The following is a 24,665-nucleotide window of genomic DNA, read 5'->3' as shown; positions in this document are numbered from 1 at the left end:
GTGTCGCTCAGGTTCGGCGCCGCACGGGTGTTGCCTTAGGCAGCCATCCCGGCAAAAAAGCGCGAGGCATTTTCATCGAGGGTCGCAATGTCGTAGCCACCCTCCTGGATCACCACGCAAGGCAGGCCCAGCGCCTTGATCCGCTGCCCCAGAAGGTAAAACCCTTCATGGCTGACGTGGACCTTGGATTGGGGGTCGTTTTCGTAGATATCAAAGCCCAGCGACAGCACCAGCACGTCGGGAGCGAAGGCGTGCAGCGCTGTTGCCGCCTGGTCCATGCAGGCTAAGAAATCCGCTTCGCTGGCCCCGTGTGCCATGGGCAGGTTCAGGTTGAAGCCTGCTCCTGCACCCGCTCCGGTCTCATCATCGAACCCGGCGACCACGGGGTAGAAGTTGGTCGGGTCGCCATGAATCGACACGTACAGTACATCGTTGCGCTCGTAGAAAATTTCCTGGATGCCCTGGCCGTGGTGCATGTCGGTGTCGAGCATGGCCACTTTGTCGAACTTGCCACGCAGCACCTGGGCGGCGATTGCGGCATTGTTCAGATAGCAGAACCCACCCGCCGCTTCGGCGCGGGCATGGTGCCCTGGCGGCCGGCACAGCGCATAAGCGGCCTGGTCGCCTTCGATCACCGCATGTGCTGCGGCCACTGCGCTCTGCGCCGACCAGTAGGCGGCCTGCCAGGTGTGCTCGCCGATCGGGCAACTGCCATCGGCCAGGTAGCGGGCGGTCTTGCCGAGGATGCCGCGCAACGGGTTGCCTTCACGGATGTAGATGTTGGACATCACCTCATCGCCCCAGTCTTCCGGCACTTCATGCCACTGCTGGTAGGCGCTGCCCAGGTAGTCCAGATACGCCTGGCCATGCACCGCCGCCAGCGGCGCCAGGCCGTGGTCAGCGGGCTCGAACAGCGGGTAGCCTAGCTTATTGACCACTGCCAGCAGCGGTTCGATGCGTGCCGGCACTTCCTGTGGTTGGCGCATCTGCCCACGTGACAGATAGGAGCGGGGGTGGTGCAGGCGTTGAGCTGGATGGAAAAACGCTTTCATGGATCACCTCTTGGTAACGCGTGCGATCAATCGCCCAGTTCGGGGAGAACCCTCAGCACGGGTATGACAAAGGCACCCTGGTGGTGCGTTGCCAGATATTGGGCCAAGTCCTATGCTAGGAAAAGCTTCTAATTCCAATACTCCAGTATAAGATCAACAAATAATGATGCTGACGACAACGCCCTTCACGAGGGACCCCGAAGCCAAGCGTTTCCTCAACGATCGCCTCGACTGGAACCTGTTGCGAACATTTCTGGTGATCGGCCAGGAGGGCAGTATCAGCCGCGCTGCGGCACGGCTGCACTTGAGCCAGCCGGCGGTAAGCCAGGCGCTGAGGCGTCTTGAGGAGCAGTTGGGCAGTGCCTTGGTGGTACGCCGCGGGCCACGCATCAACCTGTCGCAGGCGGGGGAAGAGGTAATGCAGATCGCTGCCGAGCTATACGGCACGGTCTCGCGGCTGGGGCCTGCGCTGGACCGCCCAGCCGAAACAGTGACGGGCAAAATCCGCCTGCTGAGCATCAGCCGTATACAGTCCCGCGTCTATGATGAGTTTCTCGCACAATTCCACAGTGACTACCCCCAGGTGGAGGTGGAGATCGATGTGCTGCGTAGTTCGAATGTGGCCAGTGGCTTGTTGCAGAAGACCGCCTCGTTCGGCCTGAGCCTGTGCCGCACGCCCCAGCCCCGGCTTGAACAACGGGTGCTGTTAGAACAACGCTACGCGTTTTTCTGTGGCAAGCGCCATCGCTTGTTCGGTCGCAAGAACCTCACCCTGGCGGATCTGCAGGGCGAGAACTTTGTGAGCTTCACCAGTGACCAGATGGGCGGCAACCTGTCGCCGCTGACGGTGTTTCGTGATCAGCAGGGGTTTACCGGGCGTATTGTTGCATCGTCACCGAGCCTGGATGAAATTCTGCGGCTGGTGGGAGCCGGTTACGGCATCGGCTGCCTGCCGGAGCACATCGTCGCGGCGGATGTCCAGGCCAATGAGCTGTGGCGACTGCCGCCGTGGGACGGGGTGATCGATGTGAACGTGTACCTGCTGTGGAACCGGGAACAGAAGTTTACCCAAGCCGAGTCGATCTTTCTGGAGCGCTTCCAGCAGATGCTCATGACCACAGACCCGGCCGAGCGCTTTTGACCGACGTACGGGTGCGTAATCAGGCCCAGAGACCAAACACTACCAACGCCGCCACGCCAAGCCCGACCGCAATCGAGCACCCACCCAGCGACAGCGCCGCCCGGCCTTGCCGGTACCAGCCGTCATGGCCCAGTTGCCGTGCCGGGGCCAACAGGCTGCGCCAGCGCAGTTCGGTTTCGTGAAACGCTTGCAGGTTTGCCGTATCCGCATCCAGCCAGCGACGAAAGTCGATCCGTTCGCAAGCGGTCACCTGTGGGCTTTGCAAGCGCACATACCATTGCCCGGCAACACTCGACAGCACATCACGGCGTGAGCGCCCGGCCTGCAGCGCCTGGTCCATGTTTTGCTCGATGCTCGCCAGGGGCAAGTCGAGGCGGGCAGCGATGCTGGCGAAGTCCAGTTGGTCGAGGCGGTTGAGCAGGAACACTTGCTGCACACGCCGTGGCAGCCGCTTGAGCGCATGCAGCAAGGCGCGATCGGGATCGTGTTCGGTAACAGGCGTTGGGTGCTCAAGGGGCAGTAGCAGACGGGTCATGGACAGCTCCTTGCATGAAAGGGGGAGGGGTGGGGGCATCTTCCTTGATGCGGAACCAGCGTAGGCGAAACGAGATTGATTCTCAAGTGCTGATTCCGCAAAGTTTTGTAATGAGCGTTCACGCCCTGAAACACCTTTGCTATCATGCGCGCCATTACGATCTTCATTAGCCTGAAGAGCCAAAAAAAAGACCCGGCAAAAAGCCGGGTCAAAAACCGTGATTAGCCTGATGAGGAGATAATCTGAGAGCGACCTAAGCTCCAGGTTATCCAGCTGGTCTCGCGATCAGCTGAGTGCAATAATAATCGTTATCATTTGCCAGTCAAATGATTTTTATCCATTTCGGTAAAAAAGTTTTACCGATGCGCTTCCTTGTCCCGGCAATCGGGGCATTTGCCGTTCCAGGCCATCACGTTCTCTCCCTTTCTTTTTTCTTCAGAATTCCGGATCTGCGGCGCGATTGTGCTCCAGCAGGGCGCGGGCCATGTCCATCATGTGCATCAACGCGTAGGTCAGTTCGCGCTGGCTGCCATGCTGGTGGCTGGCAGTTTCCTGCGCGGTGGCGGCGGCGCAGCGCAGCAGGGCGATGGCATGTTCCTGGGCCTGGTCGCTCGTGACGCTCTCGTGCAGGGTCCAGATCTTGTTGTCCAGGGTAGGGCGCTGTGGCTTGGGATTGAGGTAGTAGTCGAGGGCGCGGCGGGCGGCTTCGCTGTCGAGATCTGTTTCGTCGTTTTTCGGTGGTTTCATCGCGATACCTTGTGATTTCCCTTTAAACACAATGGAATCAGAGGATAGGTCAATCTGTACTGATTATGATCAAATAAATAATTCAGATTGTGTATTGCTGCGAATAATACAGTCCGTATTGTTTCCGCTCATGGAAAACTGGAACGCATTTCTCAAGCGCTACAAGCGCGAACACAACCTCAGCCAGCTGAAGCTGGCCGAACGGCTGGGCATGACTCAGGGTGGCGTGGGTCATTGGCTACGTGGCACGCGGCGGCCGACGCTGGAAACCATAAACGAAAAGCTCGAGAAACTTGGCCTGGTGTTTCTGGAAGCACAAGTCATGGTGGTAGAGCGTGACATCTTGCGCGAAGCCCCTGGGCGCTATGCGGTCGAGCCCCCGGTATCAGCCCAAGCGCTGCTTTATGCAAGCTTCCGCTTCCCGGTTCTGACCTGGGCTGACTTGCAGGGGCCTTTGCCTGAAGCGGGCAAATGCCACGAACAGACGGATTACATGCCCGCAGGCAATGCGTTCTGGCTAGTGGTGGAAAACGACTCGATGAATGCAGCCAGTGGCAAGAGCGTGCCTGAGGGCATGCGAGTGCTGGTGGACACGGGCCTGCAGGCAGAACCCGGCAGGTTGGTGATTGCGCGGCAGCCGGGGCGGCCTGCAGTGTTGCGGCAGTTGGTCGAGGAGGGTGGCGACAAGATGCTCAAACCGTTGAATACGCGCTATCCGACAATCCTGTGTGAAGAGGGCTGCGAGTTCCTGGGGGTGGTCGTGCGGGTGCACGGGGCCTTCTAGATAGCCGGCGCTGCTGCGCAGCCCATCGCCAAGCGGGGCTCCCACAAGTACGGTGCCGATCTCAAGCATTGCGCTGGCCCTGTGGGAGCGGGTTCACCCGCGAAGAATCCAACGCGGTTTATGGCACCGGCTTTGCCGGTGTTCGCGGGCATGCCCGCTCCCACAGTGATCGCGCAAACTTTCGCCGTCCGAGCTAGGCGGTGGACCCCGCTTACCTCACTCAGCCAGCTCGACCAGCACCGTCCCTTCGCTGACCATATCCCCTTCCTGGCAGAACAACGCCTTCACCGTCCCGCCATGCGGCGCACGAATGCTATGTTCCATCTTCATGGCCTCCAGCACCACCAGTGCCGTACCGGCTTCAACCACCTGTCCCGGCTCGACGAGCACCCGCACGATGCTACCGTTCATGGGCGCACCCAGGCCGCCTTGATGGCCATGGCTGGCCTCGGCTTCGGCAATCGGGTCGAAGGCCTGAATGGCGTGCATCTCGCCATCCCAGTGCAGGTACAGCGTGCCGTCGCGGCGAATCGCCAAATGCTGGCGGCGCACACCTGCCTCATCGTGCACCAGTTGCTCGCCCACTAACTCCCAGGTGGACGTAGCGCTGCGTTCCAGTGCAACCGCCTGGTCCTGCCCGCCGCTCAACAGGTGCAGGCTGCTGCGTGCCGGCAGGCCCAGGCGCAGGCCGTTGTGCGCACCCCATGGCGAACTGCGGTCGTCATCGCGCTGATGCCCGGGCTGGCTTTGCAGCCAGGCTTCGGCTGCCGCCTCCCAGAAGCCCGCCGGCAGCGCACCTGGCGCTGGCAGCAGCACGTCCTGGTGGCGTGGAATGAATCCGGTGTCCAGCTCTGCCGCCGCAAACGCAGGGTGGGCCAAAATGCGGCGCAGGAAGGCAATGTTGGTCTTCAACCCGCCAATCGCAAACTCGTCTAGCATGGCCAGCAAGCGCAGGCGTGCCTGTTCGCGGTTTTCACCCCAGGCAATCAGCTTGCCCAGCATCGGGTCGTAGAACGGCGACACCACGTCGCCTTCGCTGACCCCGCTGTCCACCCGCCGACCTTCGCCAGGCGCCGATTCCCGGTACAGCGCCAGTTTGCCGGTAGCCGGCAGGAACTCGTTGGCCGGGTCCTCGGCGTACAACCGCACTTCGATGGCATGGCCGATCAACGGCACCTGCTCCTGGGTGATCGGCAGGGGCTCGCCGCAGGCCACGCGGATCTGCCAGGCCACCAGGTCCAGGCCGGTAATGGCCTCGGTGACCGGGTGTTCCACCTGCAGGCGGGTGTTCATCTCCATGAAGAAGAACTCGCCACGGGCATCCAGCAGGAACTCCACGGTGCCGGCACCCACGTAACCGATCGCCTGGGCCGCACGCACCGCCGCTTCGCCCATGGCCCGGCGCAGTTCGGGCGACAGGCCGGGGGCAGGGGCTTCTTCGACCACTTTCTGGTGGCGGCGCTGAATCGAGCAGTCGCGCTCGTTGAGGTACAGGCAGTTGCCGTGCTGGTCGGCAAACACCTGAATTTCCACATGGCGCGGCTTGAGCACGTATTTTTCCACCAGCATGCGCGCATCGCCAAACGATGACAGCGCTTCACGCTGGGCTGAGGCCAGGGCGTCGGCCAGTTGGCTTTCTTCCTCGACCACTTTCATGCCCTTGCCGCCGCCGCCAGCGCTGGCCTTGAGCAGCACTGGGTAGCCGATGCGTTCGGCGGCGGCGCGGAAGGTGTCCAGGTCCTGGGCTTCGCCGTGGTAGCCCGGCACCAGCGGTACACCTGCGGCTTCCATCAGCGCTTTGGCCGCCGACTTGCTGCCCATGGCGTCGATGGCGCTGGCCGGTGGGCCGAGAAAGATCAGCCCGGCCTGTTCAATTGCCCGGGCGAAGCCTGCGTTCTCGGAAAGGAAACCATAGCCCGGGTGAATGGCCTGGGCACCGCTGGCCTTGGCAGCGGCCAGCAGCTTGTCGACCAGCAGGTAGCTTTCGGCGGCCTTGGTACCGCCCAGGTCAACGCGGATATCCGCTTCGCGGCTGTGCCGGGCGTCGCGGTCGGTTGCGCTGTGCACGGCGACAGTGGTCAGGCCCATGGCCTTGGCGGTGCGCATGATGCGGCAGGCGATTTCGCCACGGTTGGCGACCAGCAGGGTGGTCAAAGCGGGGCGGCTCATGGGCGCGGTTCCTTCTTGTCATCGGTTTGCCAGGCGGGGCGGCGTTTTTCCAGGAAAGCGCGCAGGCCCTCCTGGCCTTCGGCGCTGACGCGGATGCGGGCAATGGTGTTTTCGCAGTAGCGACGCAGGGCTGGGCTGAGTTCGCCGTCGTCCACTTCGCGCAGCAAGTCCTTGGTGGCGCGCAAGGCTTGCGGGCTGTTCTGCAGCAGGTTGTTCACCCACGCTTCGACCTGGGCGTCCAGCTCACTGGCCGGATACACCTCGGCCAGCAGCCCCAGCTCGCGGGCCCGTACGCCACTGAAACGCTCGGCGGTAAGGGCGTAGCGGCGCGCGGCACGCTCGCCAATGGCCTTGACCACAAACGGGCTGATGACTGCCGGGGCCAAGCCGATGCGAACTTCCGACAGGCACAATTGGGCATCTTCGGCGCCGATGGCCATGTCGCAGCAGCTGATCAGGCCCAGCGCGCCGCCAAAGGCGGCACCTTGCACCACGGCAAGGGTAGGGGCCTTGAGGCGGTGCAGGGCGTACATCAGTTCGCCCAGTTCGTGGGCGTCATCCAGGTTGGTGTTGAAGTCCAGCTGCGCCGACTGCTGCATCCAGGCCAGGTCGGCACCGGCGCTGAAGTGCCGGCCACGGCCGCGCAGCAGCACAAAGCGCAGGCTTGCGTCTTCGGCCAGTCGGTCGATGGCGACGATCAGCTCGCGGATCATCTGCGCGTTGAAGGCGTTGTTCTTGTCCTCGCGGCTCAGCCACAGGGTGGCGAAGCCGCGTGGGTCGCGGGTTACTTCAAGGGTGCTGAAATCGCTCATGGGTCACATCCGGAAAATGCCGAAGCGGCTCTGTTCGATCGGAGCGTTCAGTGCGGCAGACAATGCCAGGCCGAGCACATCGCGCGTTTGTGCCGGGTCGATGACGCCGTCGTCCCACAGGCGGGCGCTGGAATAGTAGGGGTGGCCCTGGTGCTCGTACTGGTCGAGGATCGGTTGCTTGAGCCGGGCCTCGTCCTCGGCACTGAAGGGCTGGCCGCTGCGCTCGCTTTGCTCGCGCTTGACCTGCGCCAGCACGCCAGCGGCCTGCTCGGCGCCCATCACGCCAATGCGTGCGTTGGGCCACATCCACAGAAAGCGCGGGTCGTAGGCGCGGCCGCACATGCCGTAGTTGCCGGCACCAAAGCTGCCACCGATGATCACCGTGAACTTCGGCACCTGGGCGCAGGCCACGGCGGTGACCAGCTTGGCACCGTGCTTGGCGATGCCGCCTTCTTCGTACTTTTTGCCGACCATGAAGCCGGTGATGTTCTGCAGGAACAGCAGCGGAATACCACGCTGGCAGGCCAGCTCGATGAAGTGCGCGCCTTTTTGCGCAGCTTCGGCGAACAGGATGCCGTTATTGGCCAGGATCGCCACCGGGTAGCCCTGCAGGTGGGCGAAGCCGCACACCAGGGTGGTGCCGAACAGCGCCTTGAACTCATCGAACACCGAGCCATCGACCAGCCGCGCGATGACCTCGTGCACGTCGAACGGTTGCTTGGCATCCGCCGGGACCACGCCATACAACTCGTCGGCGGCATACAGGGGGGCCACCGGGGCCAGGCGCTGCAGCTTGCCCAGCTTGTGCCAGTTGAGGTTGGCCACGCTGCGCCGGGCGATGGCCAGGGCGTGTTCGTCATTGTCGGCATAATGGTCAGCGACGCCGCTGATGCGGCAATGCACATCGGCGCCGCCCAGGTCCTCGGCGCTGACCACTTCACCGGTCGCGGCCTTTACCAACGGTGGGCCCGCCAGGAAAATGGTCGCCTGCTGGCGCACCATGATCGCTTCGTCGGCCATGGCGGGTACGTAGGCGCCGCCAGCCGTGCACGAGCCCATCACCACGGCAATCTGCGGGATGCCCTGCGCGCTCATGGTTGCCTGGTTGAAAAAGATCCGCCCGAAATGCTCGCGGTCGGGGAACACTTCATCCTGGCGCGGCAGGTTGGCACCGCCCGAGTCCACCAGATAGATGCACGGCAGGCGGTTCTGCTGGGCGATGGTCTGCGCACGCAGGTGCTTCTTCACTGTCAGCGGGTAGTAGGAACCGCCTTTGACCGTGGCATCGTTGGCCACGATCATGCATTCGACGCCTTCGACCCGGCCAATACCGGCGATCACGCCGGCGGCGGGCACGTCTTCGCCGTATACCTGGTGGGCAGCCAACTGGCCGATTTCGAGAAACGGCGAGCCCGGGTCCAGCAGCCGGTCGATGCGCTCGCGCGGCAGCAGCTTGCCACGCGAGGTGTGCCGCTCCTGGGCTTTGGGCCCGCCGCCCTGGGCCACCTGGGCGAGCAGGCCGCGCAGGGCCTGGACCTGTTCGAGCATGGCCGCGCTGTTGTCGGCGAACTCCGTCGAACGCGGGTTGATCTGGGTGTGCAAGGTAGCCATGTGCGCCCGTCCTTTATGCTCAGCGGGTTTCGTTGAACAGCTCGCGGCCAATCAGCATCCGGCGGATTTCGCTGGTGCCGGCACCGATTTCGTACAGCTTGGCATCGCGCAGCAGGCGGCCCGCCGGGAATTCGTTGATGTAGCCGTTGCCACCGAGAATCTGGATCGCTTCCAGGGCCATTTGCGTGGCGCGTTCGGCGGTGTACAGGATGACCCCGGCAGCGTCCTTGCGCGTGGTCTCGCCACGGTCGCAGGCCTGGGCCACGGCGTACAGGTAGGCGCGGCTGGCGTTCAGTTGGGTGTACATGTCGGCGATCTTGCCCTGAATCAGCTGGAACTCGCCGATGCTCTGGCCGAACTGCTTGCGGTCGTGAATGTAGGGCACCACCAGGTCCATGCAGCTTTGCATGATGCCGGTCGGGCCACCGGACAGCACGACGCGCTCGTAATCCAGGCCGCTCATCAGCACGCGCACGCCGCCGTTAAGCTGGCCAAGGATGTTTTCTGCCGGCACTTGCACGTCATCGAAGAACAGTTCGCAGGTGTTGGACCCGCGCATGCCCAGCTTGTCGAACTTGTTGCTGCGGCTGAAACCTTTCCAGTCCCGTTCGACGATGAACGCGGTAATGCCGTGGGCGCCCTTGTCCAGGTCGGTCTTGGCGTAGATCACGTAGGTGTTGGCGTCGGGGCCGTTGGTGATCCAGGTCTTGCTGCCGTTGAGCACGTAGTGATCGCCGCGCTTTTCGGCGCGCAGCTTCATCGAGACTACGTCGGAGCCGGCGTTCGGCTCGCTCATGGCCAGCGCACCGATGTGCTCGCCGCTGATCAGCTTGGGCAGGTACTTGAGCTTCTGCTCATGGGTGCCGTTGCGGTTGATCTGGTTGACGCACAGGTTGGAGTGGGCGCCGTACGACAGTGCCACCGAGGCCGAGGCACGGCTGATTTCTTCCATCGACACTACATGGGCCAGGTAGCCCAGGCCGGCGCCGCCGTACTCTTCCGACACCGTGATGCCCAGCAGGCCCATGTCGCCAAACTTGCGCCACATATCGGCGGGGAACAGGTTGTCATGGTCGATTTGCGCAGCGCGTGGGGCCAGTTCGGCGGCGACGAAGGTGCGCACCTGGTCGCGGAGCATGTCGATGGTTTCGCCCAGGGCGAAGTTCAGGGAGGGGTAATGCATGCTGGGGCACCTTCTTGTTCTTGAAATTGGGTTACATCGGCGCTTATGGACTCACCGCCCGCTCCCACAAGGGTCGACGTCAAGCCATAGGTCAGATGTCGTTCATCACCTTTACGTTAACGTAAACCTGCCTGGTGTGACTGTCAATCTACTCATCACCTTTACGTAAACGTAAATCTGCGCCAGAGTATTCCCGCTTGCTTCAGTCGTGCCCAGAACAACCACAAGAAGGGACACCCATGAGTCAACCGAGCTATACCCGCGGTCGCCAGGACCAACCCTTGCTGACCCAGACCATCGGCCAGGCCTTCGATGCCACGGTGGCTCGCTGTGCCGATGGCGAGGCGCTGGTGTCGCGCCACCAGGGCTTGCGCTACAGCTGGCGGCAGTTGGCCGAACAGGTCGAAGTGCATGCCCGTGCGCTGATGGCCCTGGGCGTGAACACCGGCGACCGTGTCGGCATCTGGTCGCCCAACTGCGCCCAGTGGTGCATTCTGCAGTTGGCCAGTGCCAAGGTCGGCGCCATCCTGGTCAACATCAACCCGGCCTATCGCGTGGGCGAACTGGACTATGTGTTGCGTCAGTCCGGCTGTCGCTGGCTGGTGTGCGCCGATGCCTTCAAGGCGTCTGATTATCACGCCATGGTCCAGGAGCTGGTGCCAGAATTGGCCAGTACCACGCCCGGTGAACTGGCCAGTCCGCGCCTGCCTGAGTTGCGCGGCGTGATCAGCCTGGCCGCCAACCCGCCTGCCGGCTTCCTGCCTTGGCACGCATTGGCCGAGCGGGCAGGGCAGACATCGACCGATGCCTGTACTGCCCGCCAGCAAAGCCTGCAATTCGACCAGCCGGTGAATATCCAGTACACCTCCGGCACCACCGGTGCGCCCAAGGGCGCCACGCTCAGCCACTACAACATCCTCAACAACGGCTTCATGGTCGGCGAGAGCCTGGGCCTGACGGCCCGCGATCGCATGGTAATCCCGGTGCCGCTTTACCACTGCTTCGGCATGGTCATGGCCAACCTCGGCTGCATCACCCACGGCAGCACCATGATCTACCCCAACGACGCCTTCGACGCCGAGCTCACCCTGCGCGCCGTGGCCGAGGAGCGTGCCAGCATCCTGTACGGCGTGCCGACCATGTTCATCGCGATGCTCGATCACCCCTCGCGTGCGCAGATGGACCTGTCAAGCCTGCGCAGCGGCATCATGGCCGGTGCCACCTGCCCGATCGAAGTGATGCGTAGGGTCATCGACCAGATGCACATGGCAGAAGTGCAGATCGCCTACGGCATGACCGAAACCAGCCCGGTGTCGCTGCAGACCGGCCCGGACGATGACCTGGAGCTGCGCGTGACCACCGTCGGCCGTACCCAGCCGCAGCTGGAAAACAAGTTGGTAGCCGCCGATGGCTGCATCGTCGCGCGCGGTGAGATCGGCGAGTTGTGCACCCGCGGCTACAGCGTGATGCTTGGTTACTGGGACAACCCCCAAGCCACGGCGGACGCCATCGACCCGGCCGGGTGGATGCACTCGGGCGACCTGGCGGTGATGGATGAGCACGGTTATGTGCGTATCGTCGGGCGCAACAAGGACATGATCATTCGCGGCGGCGAGAATATTTACCCGCGTGAGCTGGAGGAGTTCTTCTACACCCACCCGGCAGTGGCTGATGCGCAGGTGATCGGCATTCCGTGCAGCCGCTATGGCGAGGAGATTGTGGCCTGGATCAAGCTGCATCCCGGGCACCACGCCACGGTCGAGGAACTGCAGGGTTGGTGCAAGGGACGCATCGCACATTTCAAAGTGCCGCGGCATATCCGCTTTGTTGACGAATACCCGATGACGGTGACGGGCAAGGTGCAAAAATTCCGCATGCGGGAGATCAGCGTGGCGGAGATTTCGGCGCTATCTGCAGGTTGATGCGTTGGCTTGGCTGGCCTCTCGGCAGATTTACCCGCCCACAGACCAGCCAATGCTGCATAAAAACCTTGTCTATCCTTAAGCCTTCACCGGTGGCTCCTGGCTCGGCGGGTCGCCCACCGTCGGCGGCATGGTTGGCTTGATCGGCAGCTCGTCCGGCTCTTTTTCCGGCACGGGCGGTGGCAAGCTGGGGTCGTCAATGTTGGGATCGGGGGTTTCCGGTGGAATGGGAATGTTCATGGCCTGACCTCGCGTGGGTGGAATGAAGAGGTGCTGCAGGCTCTGACCGCTGGTAGCTGCCGTTCGCTCAATTTTTTTGAACCCCACGCCTGTGCCCGGCTCTGAACCCTTACCGCCACCAGCCTGAGGGAGCAAGGTCGATGTCACGTAACGAGCCCTTTGAAAGCGTGCCCATGGCGAACGATCACCCCGAACAGGCCATCAGCCTGTCCCAGGCGCTGTTGGCGCCGCGTGTCGTGATCGAAGACACCCAACCGGTGCTCGACGCCGGCACCTTTGCCGCCAAGGCCATCAGCGGCCAGGCTGTGGCGGTCAGCACCAAGGTGTACAGCGACGGCCACGACCGCCTGGCCGTGATGCTCAACTGGCGTCAGGCCAACAGCCGCCGCTGGCATTGCGTGCCCATGCACTCGCCGGGCAACGACCTGTGGCTGGCAGAATTCACCCCCACCGAGCTTGGCCCACACCTGTTCAGCATCGAGGCCTGGGTCGACCCGTTCGCCACTTATAGCCACGATCTGGAGAAAAAGTACAACGCCGGCGTCGAGGTACAGCTCGAACTGGAAGAGGGCCGCTTGATGCTGGGCAAAGGCATCGAACTGTGCAGCGGCGCCGTGCGTGAGGAGCTCGAAGCGGTGCAGCAGCGCCTCGCGGAGCTGGATAGCGACGGGCAGGTGGCGCTGTTCCTGGGCCCTGATGTTGCACACCTGATGAGCGAAGCCGGGCACCGCAGCTACCTGGCCCGCAGCTGTGAATTCCCCATTGATGTCGACCGCCCGGCTGCGCAGTTCGCCAGTTGGTACGAGCTGTTCCCCCGCTCGATCACTGACGACCCACAGCGCCACGGCACCTTCAACGACGTGCACCAACGCCTGCCAATGATCCGTGACATGGGCTTCGACGTGCTGTACTTCCCGCCCATCCACCCCATCGGCATGCAGCACCGCAAGGGCCGCAACAACGCCCTCAAGGCCGAGCCCGGCGACCCTGGCAGCCCGTATGCGATTGGCAGTGCCGAAGGCGGCCATGACGCCATCCATCCGCAACTGGGCACCCGCGAAGACTTCCGTCGACTGGTGGCTGCCGCTGCCGAGCATGGCCTGGAAATCGCGCTGGATTTCGCCATTCAGTGCTCGCAGGACCACCCATGGCTCAAAGAGCACCCCGGCTGGTTCAGCTGGCGCCCCGACGGCACCATTCGCTACGCCGAGAACCCGCCGAAAAAGTACCAGGACATCGTCAACGTCGATTTCTACGCCCCGGACGCCGTCCCTTCGCTGTGGCTGGCGCTGCGCGACGTGGTGGTCGGCTGGGTAGAGGAGGGCGTGAAAACCTTCCGCGTCGACAACCCGCACACTAAACCACTGCCATTCTGGCAATGGCTGATTGCCAATGTGCGCAGCCAGCACCCCGACGTCATCTTCCTTGCCGAAGCGTTCACCCGGCCGGCGATGATGGCGCGCCTGGGTAAGGTTGGCTACGCGCAAAGCTATACCTACTTCACTTGGCGCAACCACAAGCAGGAACTGCGCGAGTATTTCGAGCAGCTAAACCAGCCGCCATGGAGCCAGTGCTACCGGCCGAACTTTTTCGTCAATACGCCGGATATCAACCCGTTCTTCCTGCACACGTCTGGTCGCGCCGGCTTCCTTATCCGCGCCGCGCTGGCAACCATGGGCTCGGGCCTGTGGGGCATGTACTCAGGCTTCGAACTGTGCGAAAGCGCGCCTTTGCCGGGCAAGGAGGAGTACCTGGATTCGGAGAAATACCAGATCCGCCCGCGCGATTTCACCCAGCCTGGCAACATCATTGCCGAGATCGCCCAGCTCAACCGTATTCGCCGGCAGAACCGCGCCTTGCAAACGCACCTGGGCGTGGCGTTTTTCAACTGCTGGAACGACAACATCCTGTATTTCGCCAAGCGTACGCCTGAGCGCGACAACTACATCCTGGTGGCTATCTGCCTCGACCCGCACAACGCCCAAGAGGCGCATTTCGAGCTGCCGCTTTGGGAGCTAGGCCTGGATGACGACGCCGACACCCAGGGCGAAGACCTGATGAACGGCCACCGCTGGACCTGGCATGGCAAGACCCAATGGATGCGTATCGAGCCCTGGCATCAGCCTTTCGGGATCTGGCGTATCGAAAAAGCCCGGTAGAGCAAGGCACACATCTCCTTGTGGGAGCGGGCGTGCCCGCGAGCACCGGCGCTGCGGGTGCCAAACACCGCGGTGTCTGGTTCGCGGTCATACCCGCTCTTACGGGGATGGGGTCAAGTCAGTTGCTGGCAGAGCAACCCGGAAAATGAAAGGAGTCACCCATGGCCAAGCGTTCACGCCCGGCAGCCTTCATCGATGACCCGCTGTGGTACAAGGACGCCGTCATCTACCAGTTGCACATCAAGTCGTTCTTCGACTCGAACAACGACGGCATCGGCGATTTTGCAGGCCTGATCAGCAAGCTGGACTACATCGCCGAGCTGGGCGTCAATACCCTGTGGCTGCTGCCGTTCTACCCTTCGCCGCGGCGCGACGACGGCTATGACATCGCCGAATACAAGGCCGTGCATCCCGACTACGGCAGCATGGCCGATGCCCGGCGCTTTATCAGCGAGGCACACAAGCGCGGCTTGCGGGTAATTACCGAACTGGTGATCAACCACACCAGCGATCAGCACCCCTGGTTCCAGCGTGCCCGCCACGCCAAGCGCGGTAGCAAGACGCGCGACTTCTACGTGTGGTCGGACGACGACCAGAAATACGACGGCACGCGGATCATCTTCCTCGACACCGAAAAGTCCAACTGGACCTGGGATCCGGTCGCCGGCCAGTATTTCTGGCACCGCTTCTACTCGCACCAGCCAGACCTCAACTTCGACAACCCGCTGGTGCTCAAGGCGGTGATCGGGGTGATGCGCTTCTGGCTGGACCTAGGTGTGGATGGCTTGCGCCTGGATGCCATCCCTTACCTGATCGAACGCGACGGCACCAACAACGAGAACCTCGCCGAAACCCACGCTGTGCTCAAGGCAATCCGCGCTGAAATCGACGCCAATTACCCCGACCGCATGTTGCTTGCCGAGGCCAACCAGTGGCCGGAAGATACCCGGCCTTACTTTGGCGAAGGTGATGGCGACGAGTGCCACATGGCCTTCCATTTTCCGCTGATGCCGCGCATGTACATGGCCCTGGCCATGGAAGACCGTTTCCCGATCACCGACATCCTGCGCCAGACGCCGGAGATCCCGGCCAACTGCCAATGGGCAATTTTTCTGCGCAACCACGATGAGCTGACCCTGGAAATGGTCACCGACCGGGAGCGCGACTACCTGTGGAACTACTACGCCGAAGACCGCCGCGCGCGCATCAACCTGGGCATTCGGCGGCGCCTGGCGCCGCTGCTGCAGCGTGACCGTCGGCGTATAGAGCTGCTCACCAGCCTGTTGCTGTCGATGCCGGGCACGCCAACCCTGTACTACGGTGACGAGCTGGGCATGGGCGACAACATCTACCTCGGTGACCGCGACGGCGTGCGTACGCCCATGCAGTGGTCGCCCGACCGCAACGGTGGTTTCTCCCGCGCCGACCCGCAGCGCCTGGTGCTGCCGCCGATCATGGACCCGCTGTACGGCTACCAGACGGTAAACGTCGAGGCCCAGAGCCATGACCCGCACTCGCTGCTGAACTGGACCCGGCGCATGCTGGCCGTGCGCAAGCAGCAGAAGGCCTTTGGCCGCGGCAGCCTGCGAACCCTTACCCCCAGCAACCGGCGCATTCTTGCGTACATCCGCGAGTACACCGATGCCGATGGCAACACCGAGGTCATCCTGTGCGTGGCCAACGTGTCCCGCGCCGCCCAGGCTGCCGAACTGGAATTGTCACAATACGCCGACAAAGTACCGGTGGAGATGCTCGGCGGCAGCGCCTTCCCGCCCATTGGGCAACTGCCGTTCCTGTTGACGCTGCCACCCTATGCCTTTTACTGGTTCCTGCTGGCCTCCCACGACCGCATGCCCAGTTGGCACATCCAGGCCACCGAGGGGTTACCCGAATTGACTACACTGGTATTGCGCAAGCGCATGGAAGAACTGCTGGAAGCACCCGCCCGCGAAACCCTGCAAACCACCATCCTGCCGCAATACCTGCCCAAGCGGCGCTGGTTCGCCGGCAAGGAAGGGCCCATCGACCAGGTGCGCCTGTGCTACGGCGTGCGCTTCGCTACCGCCACCACGCCCGTACTGCTCAGCGAAATCGAAGTGCTTGGCGGGGGGACGGCCAACCACTACCAGCTGCCGTTTGGCCTGCTGCCCGAAGACCAGATCAACACAGCGCTGCCGCAGCAGCTGGCCTTGTCGCGGGTGCGCCGTGCCCATCAGGTTGGCCTGATTACCGATGCCTTCGTGCTCGAACCGTTTATCCGCGCGGTGCTGCACGCCTGCCAGAATGGCCTGCGCCTGCCCTGTGGCAGCGGCGCGGGCGAACTGCGTTTCGAGTGCACCGACCTGCTGGCGGCCCTTGGGTTGAACGATGAAAGTGCAGTGCGCTACCTCAGCGCCGAGCAGTCCAACAGCTCGGTGGTGATCGGTGACAGCGTGGTGCTCAAGCTGATCCGCCGGGTCAACCCGGGCATTCACCCAGAACTGGAAATGAGTGCCTACCTGACCGCCGCCGGCTTTGCCAATATCTCGCCATTGCTTGCCTGGGTCAGCCGGGTGGACGAGCAGAATGCCCCCCACCTGCTGATGATCGCCCAGGGCTACCTGAGCAACCAGGGCGATGCCTGGGCCTGGACCCAGAACACCCTGGAGCGGGCCATCCGCGACCAGATGGCGCCGGCTGGTGGCGATGCCGAGGTACACACCGATGCGTTGGAGGAACTCACCGGCTTTGCCGCCTTGTTCGGCCAACGCCTGGGCGAGATGCACCTGTTGCTGGCCGCGCCGACCGATGATGAGGCCTTCCGCCCACGCCCCAGCGATGCTGACGACAGCCAGCGCTGGGGTGCGCAGATCAGCGCCGAACTGACCCACGCCCTCGACCTGTTGGCCCAGCACCGTGACGCTCTCGACAGCGACAGCCAGGCCCTGATCGACGACCTGCAGCAACAGCGCGATGGCCTGGCCCAGCACATCGCTAGCCTGGCGGACCAGGCTGAGGGCGGCCTGCTGATGCGGGTGCACGGCGACCTGCACCTGGGCCAGGTGCTGGTGGTGCAGGGTGACGCCTACCTGATCGATTTCGAGGGTGAACCGTCACGTCCACTGCAAGAGCGCCGGGCAAAACACAGCCCGTACAAGGATGTCAGCGGCGTGTTGCGTTCCTTCGACTATGCTGCTGCGATGATCCTGCGCAGCGCGTCTGCGGTCGACCTTTCCGGCCCAGCGCAGCAGGCGCGTCAGCGGGTCGCCCGGCAGTACCTGCACCAGTCGCGCCACGCCTTCGTCGAAGCCTACGGCCTGGCCACCGCCGCCATGCCCCATGCCTGGAAAATGGCCGACGGCGAGCGCGCGGCACTGGAATTGTTCTGCCTGGAAAAGGCCGCCTACGAGATCACATATGAAGCCGAAAACCGTCCGACCTGGCTGGCCGTGCCTTTGCATGGCCTGCATGGACTGATCAGTACCTGGGGAGAGTCATAGATGAATGCAACCACGCGTGAAAACGGCGGCCTTCGGCAACGGGACCTGGATGCCCTGGCCCGCGCCGAACACGCCGATCCTTTTGCAGTACTCGGCCCCCATGGCGATGGCAAGGGCGGTGTGTTTATCCGCGCCTTCCTGCCCAATGCCCTGAATGCACGGGTGCTGGCGCGCGATGATGGGCGCGTGCTGGCTGAAATGGTGCAAGGTGCAGTTCCGGGATTGTTCACGGCGCACCTGGATGATGCGCAGGCCTATCTGCTGCACATCGGCTGGGCCGGCGGCGAGCAAATCACCGAAGACCCTTACAGCTTTGGCCCGCAATTGGGCGACATGGACTTGCACCTGTTCGCCGAGGGCAACCACCGCGACTTGTCCGGGCGCTTTGGTGCCCAGCCGATCCAGGTCGATGGCATCGATGGCGTGTGTTTCTCGGTGTGGGCGCCGAATGCCCGGCGGGTATCGGTGGTGGGTGATTTCAACAACTGGGACGGCCGCCGCCACCCCATGCGCCTGCGCCACGGCGCGGGGGTGTGGGAGCTGTTCGTGCCGCGCCTGGGCGTGGGCGAAACCTACAAGTTCGAGGTGCTGGGCAAGGACGGGATACTGCCACTCAAAGCAGACCCGCTGGCCCGCGCTACCGAATTGCCGCCCAGCACCGCGTCCAAGGTGGCCGGTGAGCTCAGCCATGCGTGGCAGGACCACGACTGGATGGCACAACGCGCCCAGCGCCATGCTTACAATGCCCCCCTGTCGATTTACGAACTGCACCCGGGGTCATGGCGCTGCGAGCTGGACGAGGCAGGCGAAGTCGGGCGCTACTACAACTGGCGCGAGCTGGCCGAGCGGCTGGTGCCCTACGTGCAGGAGCTGGGCTTTACCCATATCGAGTTGCTACCGATCATGGAGCACCCGTTTGGCGGCTCGTGGGGCTATCAGCCACTCTCGATGTTCGCGCCCACCTCGCGCTACGGCAGTGCCGAGGACTTTGCCGCGTTCATCGATGCCTGCCACCAAGGCGGCATAGGCGTGCTCCTGGACTGGGTGCCGGCGCATTTCCCCACCGACGAACACGGCCTGGCCCGCTTCGACGGCACCGCGCTGTACGAATACGACAACCCCCTGGAGGGCTACCACCAGGACTGGAACACGCTGATCTACAACCTGGGCCGCAACGAAGTGCGCGGCTTCATGATGGCCTCGGCGCTGCACTGGTTGAAGCACTTCCACATTGACGGCCTGCGGGTCGATGCGGTGGCCTCGATGCTGTACCGCGACTACTCGCGCAAGGCTGGCGAATGGGTGCCTAACCGCTACGGCGGGCGCGAGAACCTGGAGGCTATCGACTTCATTCGCCACCTTAACGGCGTGGCTGCCGTCGAGGCCCCTGGTGCACTGATCATTGCCGAAGAATCCACCGCCTGGCCCGGCGTCAGCCAGCCGACCCAGCAGGGCGGCCTGGGCTTTGCCTACAAGTGGAACATGGGCTGGATGCACGACACCCTGCATTACATCCAGAACGACCCGGTGCATCGCGCCCACCACCACAACGAGATGAGTTTCGGGCTGATCTATGCCTATTCCGAGCATTTCATCCTGCCCATCTCCCATGACGAAGTGGTGCATGGCAAGCACTCGCTGATCGACAAGATGCCCGGCGACCGCTGGCAGAAATTTGCCAACTTGCGTGCCTACCTCACCTTCATGTGGGCGCACCCTGGCAAGAAGTTGCTGTTCATGGGTTGCGAGTTCGGCCAGTGGCGTGAGTGGGACCATGACAGCGAACTGGACTGGTACCTGTTGCAGTACCCCGAGCACCAAGGTGTGCAACGCCTGGTGGGCGACCTCAATCGCCTGTACCGTGAGGTGCCGGCGCTGCACGAGCAGGATTGCCAGCCGCAGGGCTTCCAGTGGCTGATCGGTGACGACGCGCAAAACAGCGTGTACGCCTGGCTGCGCTGGAGCAGCAGTGGCGAGCCGGTGCTGGTGGTGGCCAACTTCACCCCGGTGCCGCGTGAGGGCTACCGCATTGGCGTGCCGTTTGGCGAGCGCTGGCAGGAGCTGCTGAACAGCGATGCCGAGCTGTATGCAGGGTCCAACGTGGGCAACTTGGGCGCTGTAACCAGTGAGGCAGTGGCCAGCCATGGGCAGCCATTGTCGCTGGCCCTAAATTTGCCGCCGCTTGGCGTGTTGATAATGAAACCGGCCTGACGTTTTGCCTGCACTGGCCTCTTCGCGGGCATGCCCGCTCCCACAGGGATTGCACAATGTTCGTCCCTGTGCTGTCGCTGTGGGAGCGGGCGTGCCCGCGAAAGGGCCGGGCCTGGCTACCAGCGCATCCGCACCCCAAGGCTGCCAATCAGCCCGTTCAGGTCATTGTCATCCACATCACTGCTGTAATCGGCGCTGACAAACAGGGCCACAGAAGGCGTGACACGCGCCACCAGCCCCAAGCCCAGCTCTACCGTGGTCGAGTAGCGCGAGCTGGAGATCTTGTCGACCTGGTCCAGCTTCACTTCATCGGCATTGCTGAAGTCGTACCACACGTTCGTCCGCACATAGGGTTCGATGGGCATGCCGCGCACTTCGTAGCGCCCGGACAATTTTGCACCCACCCGGCCGCTCCAGCTCGGCTGGCTGTCGAAGGCTTGCAGGGTTTCTTCCTGCACCTGGTTGCCGGGGAAGAACTGCTGGTTGATCAACTGTGCCTGGGGTTCGATTACCCAGTTGCCACTCAGGCGGATCGGGTAGCCGCCTTCCACCGAAAAGGTCATCGCATGGCCGCTTTCGTCAAGGCGTTGGCCGTTTTCGCCCCGGCCCAGCACATCGATCCGCGAACCCATGGCCACGGCATCCAGGTGCCAGCCCTGTTCATGGGTCATGCTCCAGTACACGCCCAGGCTTTCCCCGCTCAGGTTCACCGCATTGCGCTGCTTGTCGCCCAGCAGTGGGCGTATGCCGTTGAAGCTGCTCTGCAGGTTGTTGTGCCCTACGAAAACCCCTGCGCGGTGCACATTGCCCGCTGCAGTTTCACGCACGAACAGGTCCGGGCCGATCACCAGTTGCTGGCTGGGTGCCTCCAGCTGGTCTGGGGGTTGTGTACCCATGCGGGCGTTGGTCGGGAAAAACTGCGCCCACTGGCTGGCGATCATGTCCGGCGCCGCCTGCCCGTGCCGCGCGCTCATCGTTTGCGAAAACGCATTTAGGGTACCGATACTCAAACCACTGGCGCTGGCCGGGTCTAGCGACAGCTGCGGCATCGCTGGCTGTTGCAGAAAACCGGGCGAGGTGGGGTCACCCTGCAGTTCGTACGCGAAAGTTTCCACCGGGGTTGCCAGAAGCAGCGACGTGGAAACCGCGTAGAAAATGCTGTCGAAACGCACGGGGTTCGAGGTGCTTTTCATGGCGGATCTCCTTTGTTTTTGTGGTTTTACAGCCCAAGGACCTGGCCTGTTGTCACGAGCTGTACGGCAAAAACAGTGGGCGACCCAAACCAGCACGCCAGCCTTCTGAAGCGCGCACGAAGGCGCGAGCTAGAGGCCCGGCGCGAGATCTTTACTGCTAGATAATGTTCAGCTAAGGAGAGGACGCCGCTTGCGTCAAGAAAGCGTGAAAGATCTGTTCAGGTTGTGTAACTCACTTTAAGCACCTGATTTCCCGAGATAATCACCAGGGCATAGCGGGGTTCGCTATTTCCCCCTGCGTGGCTATGACGAATGATTGCTAGAGCCTGACCTCCACCGCCAATGGCAGGTGAGCAGCGCATTGCCGTGGTGGCCGTCGGGATACACCGCGTTGCGGCCGTAGCCAAAGTCGCTCCACGTGTTGTCGGCAAGGAATTCGTACTGCGAGGTCTGCGGCCAGCCGGGATAGCGCGCGGCGTGGCGGTCGTGGCTACCAACTACTTCCTGGAGGAAGACGATGTCGCCCTAGGTGCTGCGTACCGCCTCGCGCAGTTTCGGCAGAATGAAGCGCCGGTTGAAGGCGGTGAAGCCCTTGTGGGTTTTCACCGTAGTACCCGCAGCCGCTTCACGGCCGGGGCCTGGTTGACGCTGGCAAAACCTGTGCTGCCAGCTTCGGGGTTCACAATTCCTCCTCGATCGCAGGTGCCTGTGTGTTGCATCTACCGGCTCTATCGCCGGCAAGCCAGCTCCCTCAGGTTGGTGCAGGCCTTCAGGCGGTGCAGAACGTGTGGGAGGTGGCTTGCTGGCGGTAGGACCACCCCGGGTTCACTCCTCCTCGTGCTGCAACACCATCAGCAGCATCGACCGCCCTTTGACCTCGAACGTGCTGTCGAACTGCAGATGTTGGCCCTTGCGCAACTCCGGCCGGTCGGTATCGATCAGGCAGCTCCAGTAATCGCCTTCGGGTACCGCTGGCAACTTGAATGGCACAACGTCATGGTGGGCATTGACGATCAATAGCACTGTGGCCTCGGACCCTGGCCGGGCGATGCCGCTGACCTGCGCGCGGCCGTCGATCAGCATGCCCAGGCAGCGCCCGTGTGGGTCTTCCCACTGCGCCACGCTCATTTCGTTGCCATCCGGTGCCAGCCAGGTCACGTCCTTGACCCCGATTGCTTCATTGTAATCACCCACCAGGAAGCGTGAGCGGCGCAGCACCGGGTAGGCCAGGCGCAGGCGGGTCAAGCGTTTGACGAAGGCCAGCAGCTCTTTGCCCTCCTGGTCCAGGTCCCAATTCACCCAACCGATTTCGCTGTCCTGGCAGTAGGCGTTGTTGTTGCCATGCTGGGTGCGGCTGAACTCGTCGCCGGCGACGATCATCGGCGTGCCTTGGGCCAACAGCAGGGTGGCGAAGTAGTTGCGCATCTGGCGCATGCGCAGCGCATTGATGTCCGGATCGTCGGTTGGCCCTTCGGCACCGCAGTTCCATGACAGGTTGTTGTCAGTACCGTCCTGGTTGTTCTCGTCGTTGTCTTCGTTGTGCTTGTGGTTGTACGACACGAGGTCGCGCAGGGTGAAACCATCATGGGCGGTGATGAAGTTGACCGAGGAATACGGCCTGCGCCCGCGGTTGTTGAACATGTCGCCCGAGGCGGTCAAGCGTGCGGCGAAGTCGGCCAGCTGGCCCTCGTCACCTTTCCAGAAGGCGCGGGCGGTATCGCGGAAGCGGTCGTTCCATTCCGCCCAGCCCGGCGCGAAGTTGCCCACTTGATAGCCACCGGGGCCGCAGTCCCAGGGTTCGGCAATCAGCTTGACCTGGCTGAGCATCGGGTCCTGGCGGCAGGCGACGAGGAAGCCGTGGCGCTCGCTGTAGCCATCGTGGTAGCGGCCAAGGATAGTCGCCAGGTCGAAGCGGAAGCCGTCCACGTGCATCTCGCCGGCCCAGTAGCGCAGCGAGTCGGTGACCAGCTGCAGTACGCAGGGGTGGCTCAGGTCCAGGGTGTTGCCGGTGCCGGAATCGTTGATGTAGTAGCGTTTGTCATCCGGCATCAGGCGGTAGTACGAGGCGTTGTCGATGCCGCGCATGGACAGGGTCGGGCCGCGTTCGTTGCCTTCGGCGGTGTGGTTGTAGACCACGTCGAGGATCACCTCCAGCCCGGCGTCGTGCAGGTGCGCGACCATTTCCTTGAACTCGGCAATCTTGCCGCTGGCCAGGTAGCGCGGGTGCGGCGCAAAAAAAGCGATGCTGTTGTAGCCCCAGTAGTTGTTCAGCCCCTTGTCCAGCAGGTGCTGGTCGTTGACGAAGGCGTGAATGGGTAACAGCTCGATGCTGGAGACGCCCAGGTCTTTGATGTGCTTGAGCAGCTCGTCGTTGGCAAGGCCGGCAAAGGTGCCCCGCAGTTCTTCCGGTACTGCCGGGTGGCGCATGCTGATGCCGCGCGTGTGCGCTTCATAGATGATCGTACGTTCCCAAGGAACAGACACGCGCTGATCACGGCCCCAGGTGAACGCCGGGTCGATCACCTTGCACTTGGGCACGAAGGGCGCACTGTCGCGCTCATCGAACGACAAGTCGCCGTCGGGGTGGCCAATGGTGTAGCCGAACAGTGCCTCGGACCACTCCAGGCTGCCGACCAGTTGCTTGGCATAGGGGTCGATCAGCAATTTGTTGGGGTTGAAACGGTGGCCGTTTTCCGGCTCGTAGGGACCGTATACACGGTAGCCATAAACCAGGCCAGGATGAGCGTCGGGCAGGTAGCCGTGGTAGATCTCATCGGTGTATTCGGGCAGCTCAATGCGCTCGAGCTCCTGCTCGCCGGTGGAGTCGAACAGGCACAGCTCGACTTTGGTTGCGTTGGCCGAGAAGAGCGCGAAGTTGACCCCAAGGCCATCCCAGGTGGCGCCGAGGGGGAAGGGCATGCCTTCGCGGATACGCGATGGTGCGACCGAGCGGGTTTTCTTAGGGGTGCGGGGGCTCATGACGATCCTCAAATGGCCGTGATAGAAGGGGAATTGTGCTGTCCTGCATTGGCCTCTTCGCGGGTAAACCCTCTCCCACAGGTTCATTACAGGTGCTCAACGCAGTGCAGAACCTGTGGGAGCGGGTTTACCCGCGAAGAGGCCGGGACAGGCTTAACCGGCAGTAGGCTTTTTCACCGCCCGAGGCTTTTTCGCCGCAGCGGGTTTGACGCCTGGCAGCGCAGCCGCCTTGGGCTCGGCAGGGGCCTTCGGCTCAGTGGCTGCCTTGGGCTTGGCCGGCGCGCGCTTGCGCGGTTGCGCCTTGGGGGCCAACGCCTCGGCCTCGGCCAGCTTGCGGGCCATATCCCAGTGCCGTTCTTCCTCCCCTACAGGCTTACCTTCAGACTCCCAGATCTGATAGGCAAATTCGCGAATACGTTTTTCATCGACACTCATCATGACGCTCCTG

Annotated in this window: 17 protein-coding genes and 1 pseudogene; 6 read left to right on the top strand and 12 right to left on the bottom strand. The window is 62.9% G+C overall.

Going from position 1 to position 24,665, the window contains the following annotated elements; all coding sequences use genetic code 11:
* Window positions 1-35: 35 nt before the first annotated feature.
* Entirely contained in the window at window positions 36-1,052 is a 1,017-nt protein-coding gene (locus OZ911_RS19430) for a histone deacetylase family protein (protein WP_016488177.1), read from the bottom strand.
* Between the two features lie 163 nt (window positions 1,053-1,215).
* Here OZ911_RS19430 and OZ911_RS19425 point away from each other — a divergent pair, with 163 nt between their 5' ends.
* Window positions 1,216-2,193, top strand: a complete 978-nt coding sequence (locus OZ911_RS19425; RefSeq protein WP_268968457.1) for a LysR family transcriptional regulator — start codon at window positions 1,216-1,218, stop codon at window positions 2,191-2,193.
* A 19-nt stretch (window positions 2,194-2,212) separates the two neighbouring features.
* Here OZ911_RS19425 and OZ911_RS19420 read toward each other — a convergent pair whose 3' ends face one another.
* Entirely contained in the window at window positions 2,213-2,728 is a 516-nt protein-coding gene (locus OZ911_RS19420; protein ID WP_016488175.1) for a DUF4880 domain-containing protein, read from the bottom strand.
* 435 nt (window positions 2,729-3,163) lie between these two features.
* On the bottom strand, window positions 3,164-3,475 hold the full coding sequence (locus tag OZ911_RS19415) for a DUF6124 family protein (RefSeq protein WP_016488174.1): 312 nt from the start codon (window positions 3,473-3,475) through the stop codon (window positions 3,164-3,166).
* 130 nt (window positions 3,476-3,605) lie between these two features.
* On the opposite strand from OZ911_RS19415, the gene OZ911_RS19410 reads away from it, so the two are divergent.
* A complete protein-coding gene (locus OZ911_RS19410) occupies window positions 3,606-4,259 on the top strand; it encodes a LexA family protein (RefSeq protein ID WP_016488173.1) in 654 nt (217 codons plus the stop codon).
* Between the two features lie 216 nt (window positions 4,260-4,475).
* Here the strand turns inward: OZ911_RS19410 and OZ911_RS19405 are convergent, their stop codons facing one another.
* Genes OZ911_RS19405 through OZ911_RS19390 form a run of 4 tightly spaced genes read right to left on the bottom strand, consistent with a single transcriptional unit; the run spans window position 4,476 to window position 10,034 of the window.
* A complete protein-coding gene (locus OZ911_RS19405; RefSeq protein ID WP_070086562.1) occupies window positions 4,476-6,428 on the bottom strand; it encodes an acetyl/propionyl/methylcrotonyl-CoA carboxylase subunit alpha in 1,953 nt (650 codons plus the stop codon).
* The gene (locus OZ911_RS19400) at window positions 6,425-7,240 is read right to left on the bottom strand and encodes a gamma-carboxygeranoyl-CoA hydratase (protein ID WP_016488171.1); all 816 of its coding nucleotides are present in this window, start codon (window positions 7,238-7,240) and stop codon (window positions 6,425-6,427) included. The genes OZ911_RS19405 and OZ911_RS19400 overlap by 4 nt, the downstream gene beginning before the upstream one ends.
* 3 nt (window positions 7,241-7,243) lie before the next feature.
* On the bottom strand, window positions 7,244-8,851 hold the full coding sequence (locus OZ911_RS19395; protein ID WP_070086563.1) for a carboxyl transferase domain-containing protein: 1,608 nt from the start codon (window positions 8,849-8,851) through the stop codon (window positions 7,244-7,246).
* A gap of 19 nt (window positions 8,852-8,870) precedes the next feature.
* Entirely contained in the window at window positions 8,871-10,034 is a 1,164-nt protein-coding gene (locus OZ911_RS19390; RefSeq protein ID WP_023048821.1) for an isovaleryl-CoA dehydrogenase, read from the bottom strand.
* 239 nt (window positions 10,035-10,273) lie between these two features.
* On the opposite strand from OZ911_RS19390, the gene OZ911_RS19385 reads away from it, so the two are divergent.
* Window positions 10,274-11,956 carry an AMP-binding protein gene (locus tag OZ911_RS19385; protein WP_023048822.1) on the top strand — a complete coding sequence of 561 codons (1,683 nt, stop codon included), beginning with the start codon at window positions 10,274-10,276 and terminating at the stop codon, window positions 11,954-11,956.
* Between the two features lie 78 nt (window positions 11,957-12,034).
* Here the strand turns inward: OZ911_RS19385 and OZ911_RS19380 are convergent, their stop codons facing one another.
* Complete coding sequence (locus OZ911_RS19380; protein WP_016488167.1) at window positions 12,035-12,196, bottom strand: hypothetical protein; 162 nt, start codon at window positions 12,194-12,196, stop codon at window positions 12,035-12,037.
* Window positions 12,197-12,336: 140 nt separating this feature from the next.
* Here OZ911_RS19380 and OZ911_RS19375 point away from each other — a divergent pair, with 140 nt between their 5' ends.
* From OZ911_RS19375 to glgB, 3 genes are all read left to right on the top strand, one after another.
* Window positions 12,337-14,355, top strand: coding sequence for an alpha-1,4-glucan--maltose-1-phosphate maltosyltransferase (locus tag OZ911_RS19375; protein WP_023048823.1), 2,019 nt, complete (start codon window positions 12,337-12,339; stop codon window positions 14,353-14,355).
* A 161-nt stretch (window positions 14,356-14,516) separates the two neighbouring features.
* The gene (treS, locus tag OZ911_RS19370) at window positions 14,517-17,834 is read left to right on the top strand and encodes a maltose alpha-D-glucosyltransferase (RefSeq protein ID WP_016488165.1); all 3,318 of its coding nucleotides are present in this window, start codon (window positions 14,517-14,519) and stop codon (window positions 17,832-17,834) included.
* Window positions 17,835-20,045 (top strand): 1,4-alpha-glucan branching protein GlgB, encoded by a 2,211-nt coding sequence (glgB, locus tag OZ911_RS19365; RefSeq protein WP_023048391.1) that lies wholly within the window; start codon window positions 17,835-17,837, stop codon window positions 20,043-20,045. It abuts the gene before it with no gap.
* A 116-nt stretch (window positions 20,046-20,161) separates the two neighbouring features.
* Here the strand turns inward: glgB and OZ911_RS19360 are convergent, their stop codons facing one another.
* From OZ911_RS19360 to OZ911_RS19345, 4 genes and pseudogenes are all read right to left on the bottom strand, one after another.
* Window positions 20,162-21,238, bottom strand: a complete 1,077-nt coding sequence (locus tag OZ911_RS19360) for an autotransporter domain-containing protein (protein WP_016488163.1) — start codon at window positions 21,236-21,238, stop codon at window positions 20,162-20,164.
* Between the two features lie 348 nt (window positions 21,239-21,586).
* Window positions 21,587-21,921, bottom strand: a pseudogene (locus OZ911_RS19355) (endonuclease/exonuclease/phosphatase family protein); the annotation flags it as partial.
* A gap of 142 nt (window positions 21,922-22,063) precedes the next feature.
* Entirely contained in the window at window positions 22,064-24,217 is a 2,154-nt protein-coding gene (glgX, locus tag OZ911_RS19350) for a glycogen debranching protein GlgX (protein ID WP_016488161.1), read from the bottom strand.
* A 153-nt stretch (window positions 24,218-24,370) separates the two neighbouring features.
* Complete coding sequence (locus OZ911_RS19345; RefSeq protein ID WP_016488160.1) at window positions 24,371-24,655, bottom strand: DUF2934 domain-containing protein; 285 nt, start codon at window positions 24,653-24,655, stop codon at window positions 24,371-24,373.
* Window positions 24,656-24,665 lie beyond the last annotated feature (10 nt).

Source organism: Pseudomonas fortuita, from assembly GCF_026898135.2.
GTDB classification, from domain to species: Bacteria; Pseudomonadota; Gammaproteobacteria; order Pseudomonadales; family Pseudomonadaceae; genus Aquipseudomonas; species Aquipseudomonas fortuita.
The sequence above is the reverse complement of the archived record's forward strand: the minus strand, read 5'-3'. Positions and strand labels throughout refer to the sequence as shown.

Bases quoted from the DNA above. Each gene is read 5' to 3' on its own strand.
- OZ911_RS19420 (WP_016488175.1), bottom strand. From the start codon at position 2,728: ATGACCCGTCTGCTACTGCCCCTTGAGCACCCAACGCCTGTTACCGAA.
- treS (WP_016488165.1), top strand. From the start codon at position 14,517: ATGGCCAAGCGTTCACGCCCGGCAGCCTTCATCGATGACCCGCTGTGG.
- OZ911_RS19400 (WP_016488171.1), bottom strand. From the start codon at position 7,240: ATGAGCGATTTCAGCACCCTTGAAGTAACCCGCGACCCACGCGGCTTC.
- OZ911_RS19405 (WP_070086562.1), bottom strand. From the start codon at position 6,428: ATGAGCCGCCCCGCTTTGACCACCCTGCTGGTCGCCAACCGTGGCGAA.
- OZ911_RS19430 (WP_016488177.1), bottom strand. From the start codon at position 1,052: ATGAAAGCGTTTTTCCATCCAGCTCAACGCCTGCACCACCCCCGCTCC.
- glgB (WP_023048391.1), top strand. From the start codon at position 17,835: ATGAATGCAACCACGCGTGAAAACGGCGGCCTTCGGCAACGGGACCTG.
- OZ911_RS19360 (WP_016488163.1), bottom strand. From the start codon at position 21,238: ATGAAAAGCACCTCGAACCCCGTGCGTTTCGACAGCATTTTCTACGCG.
- OZ911_RS19375 (WP_023048823.1), top strand. From the start codon at position 12,337: ATGTCACGTAACGAGCCCTTTGAAAGCGTGCCCATGGCGAACGATCAC.
- OZ911_RS19380 (WP_016488167.1), bottom strand. From the start codon at position 12,196: ATGAACATTCCCATTCCACCGGAAACCCCCGATCCCAACATTGACGAC.
- OZ911_RS19395 (WP_070086563.1), bottom strand. From the start codon at position 8,851: ATGGCTACCTTGCACACCCAGATCAACCCGCGTTCGACGGAGTTCGCC.
- OZ911_RS19410 (WP_016488173.1), top strand. From the start codon at position 3,606: ATGGAAAACTGGAACGCATTTCTCAAGCGCTACAAGCGCGAACACAAC.
- OZ911_RS19425 (WP_268968457.1), top strand. From the start codon at position 1,216: ATGATGCTGACGACAACGCCCTTCACGAGGGACCCCGAAGCCAAGCGT.
- OZ911_RS19385 (WP_023048822.1), top strand. From the start codon at position 10,274: ATGAGTCAACCGAGCTATACCCGCGGTCGCCAGGACCAACCCTTGCTG.
- glgX (WP_016488161.1), bottom strand. From the start codon at position 24,217: ATGAGCCCCCGCACCCCTAAGAAAACCCGCTCGGTCGCACCATCGCGT.
- OZ911_RS19415 (WP_016488174.1), bottom strand. From the start codon at position 3,475: ATGAAACCACCGAAAAACGACGAAACAGATCTCGACAGCGAAGCCGCC.
- OZ911_RS19390 (WP_023048821.1), bottom strand. From the start codon at position 10,034: ATGCATTACCCCTCCCTGAACTTCGCCCTGGGCGAAACCATCGACATG.
- OZ911_RS19345 (WP_016488160.1), bottom strand. From the start codon at position 24,655: ATGATGAGTGTCGATGAAAAACGTATTCGCGAATTTGCCTATCAGATC.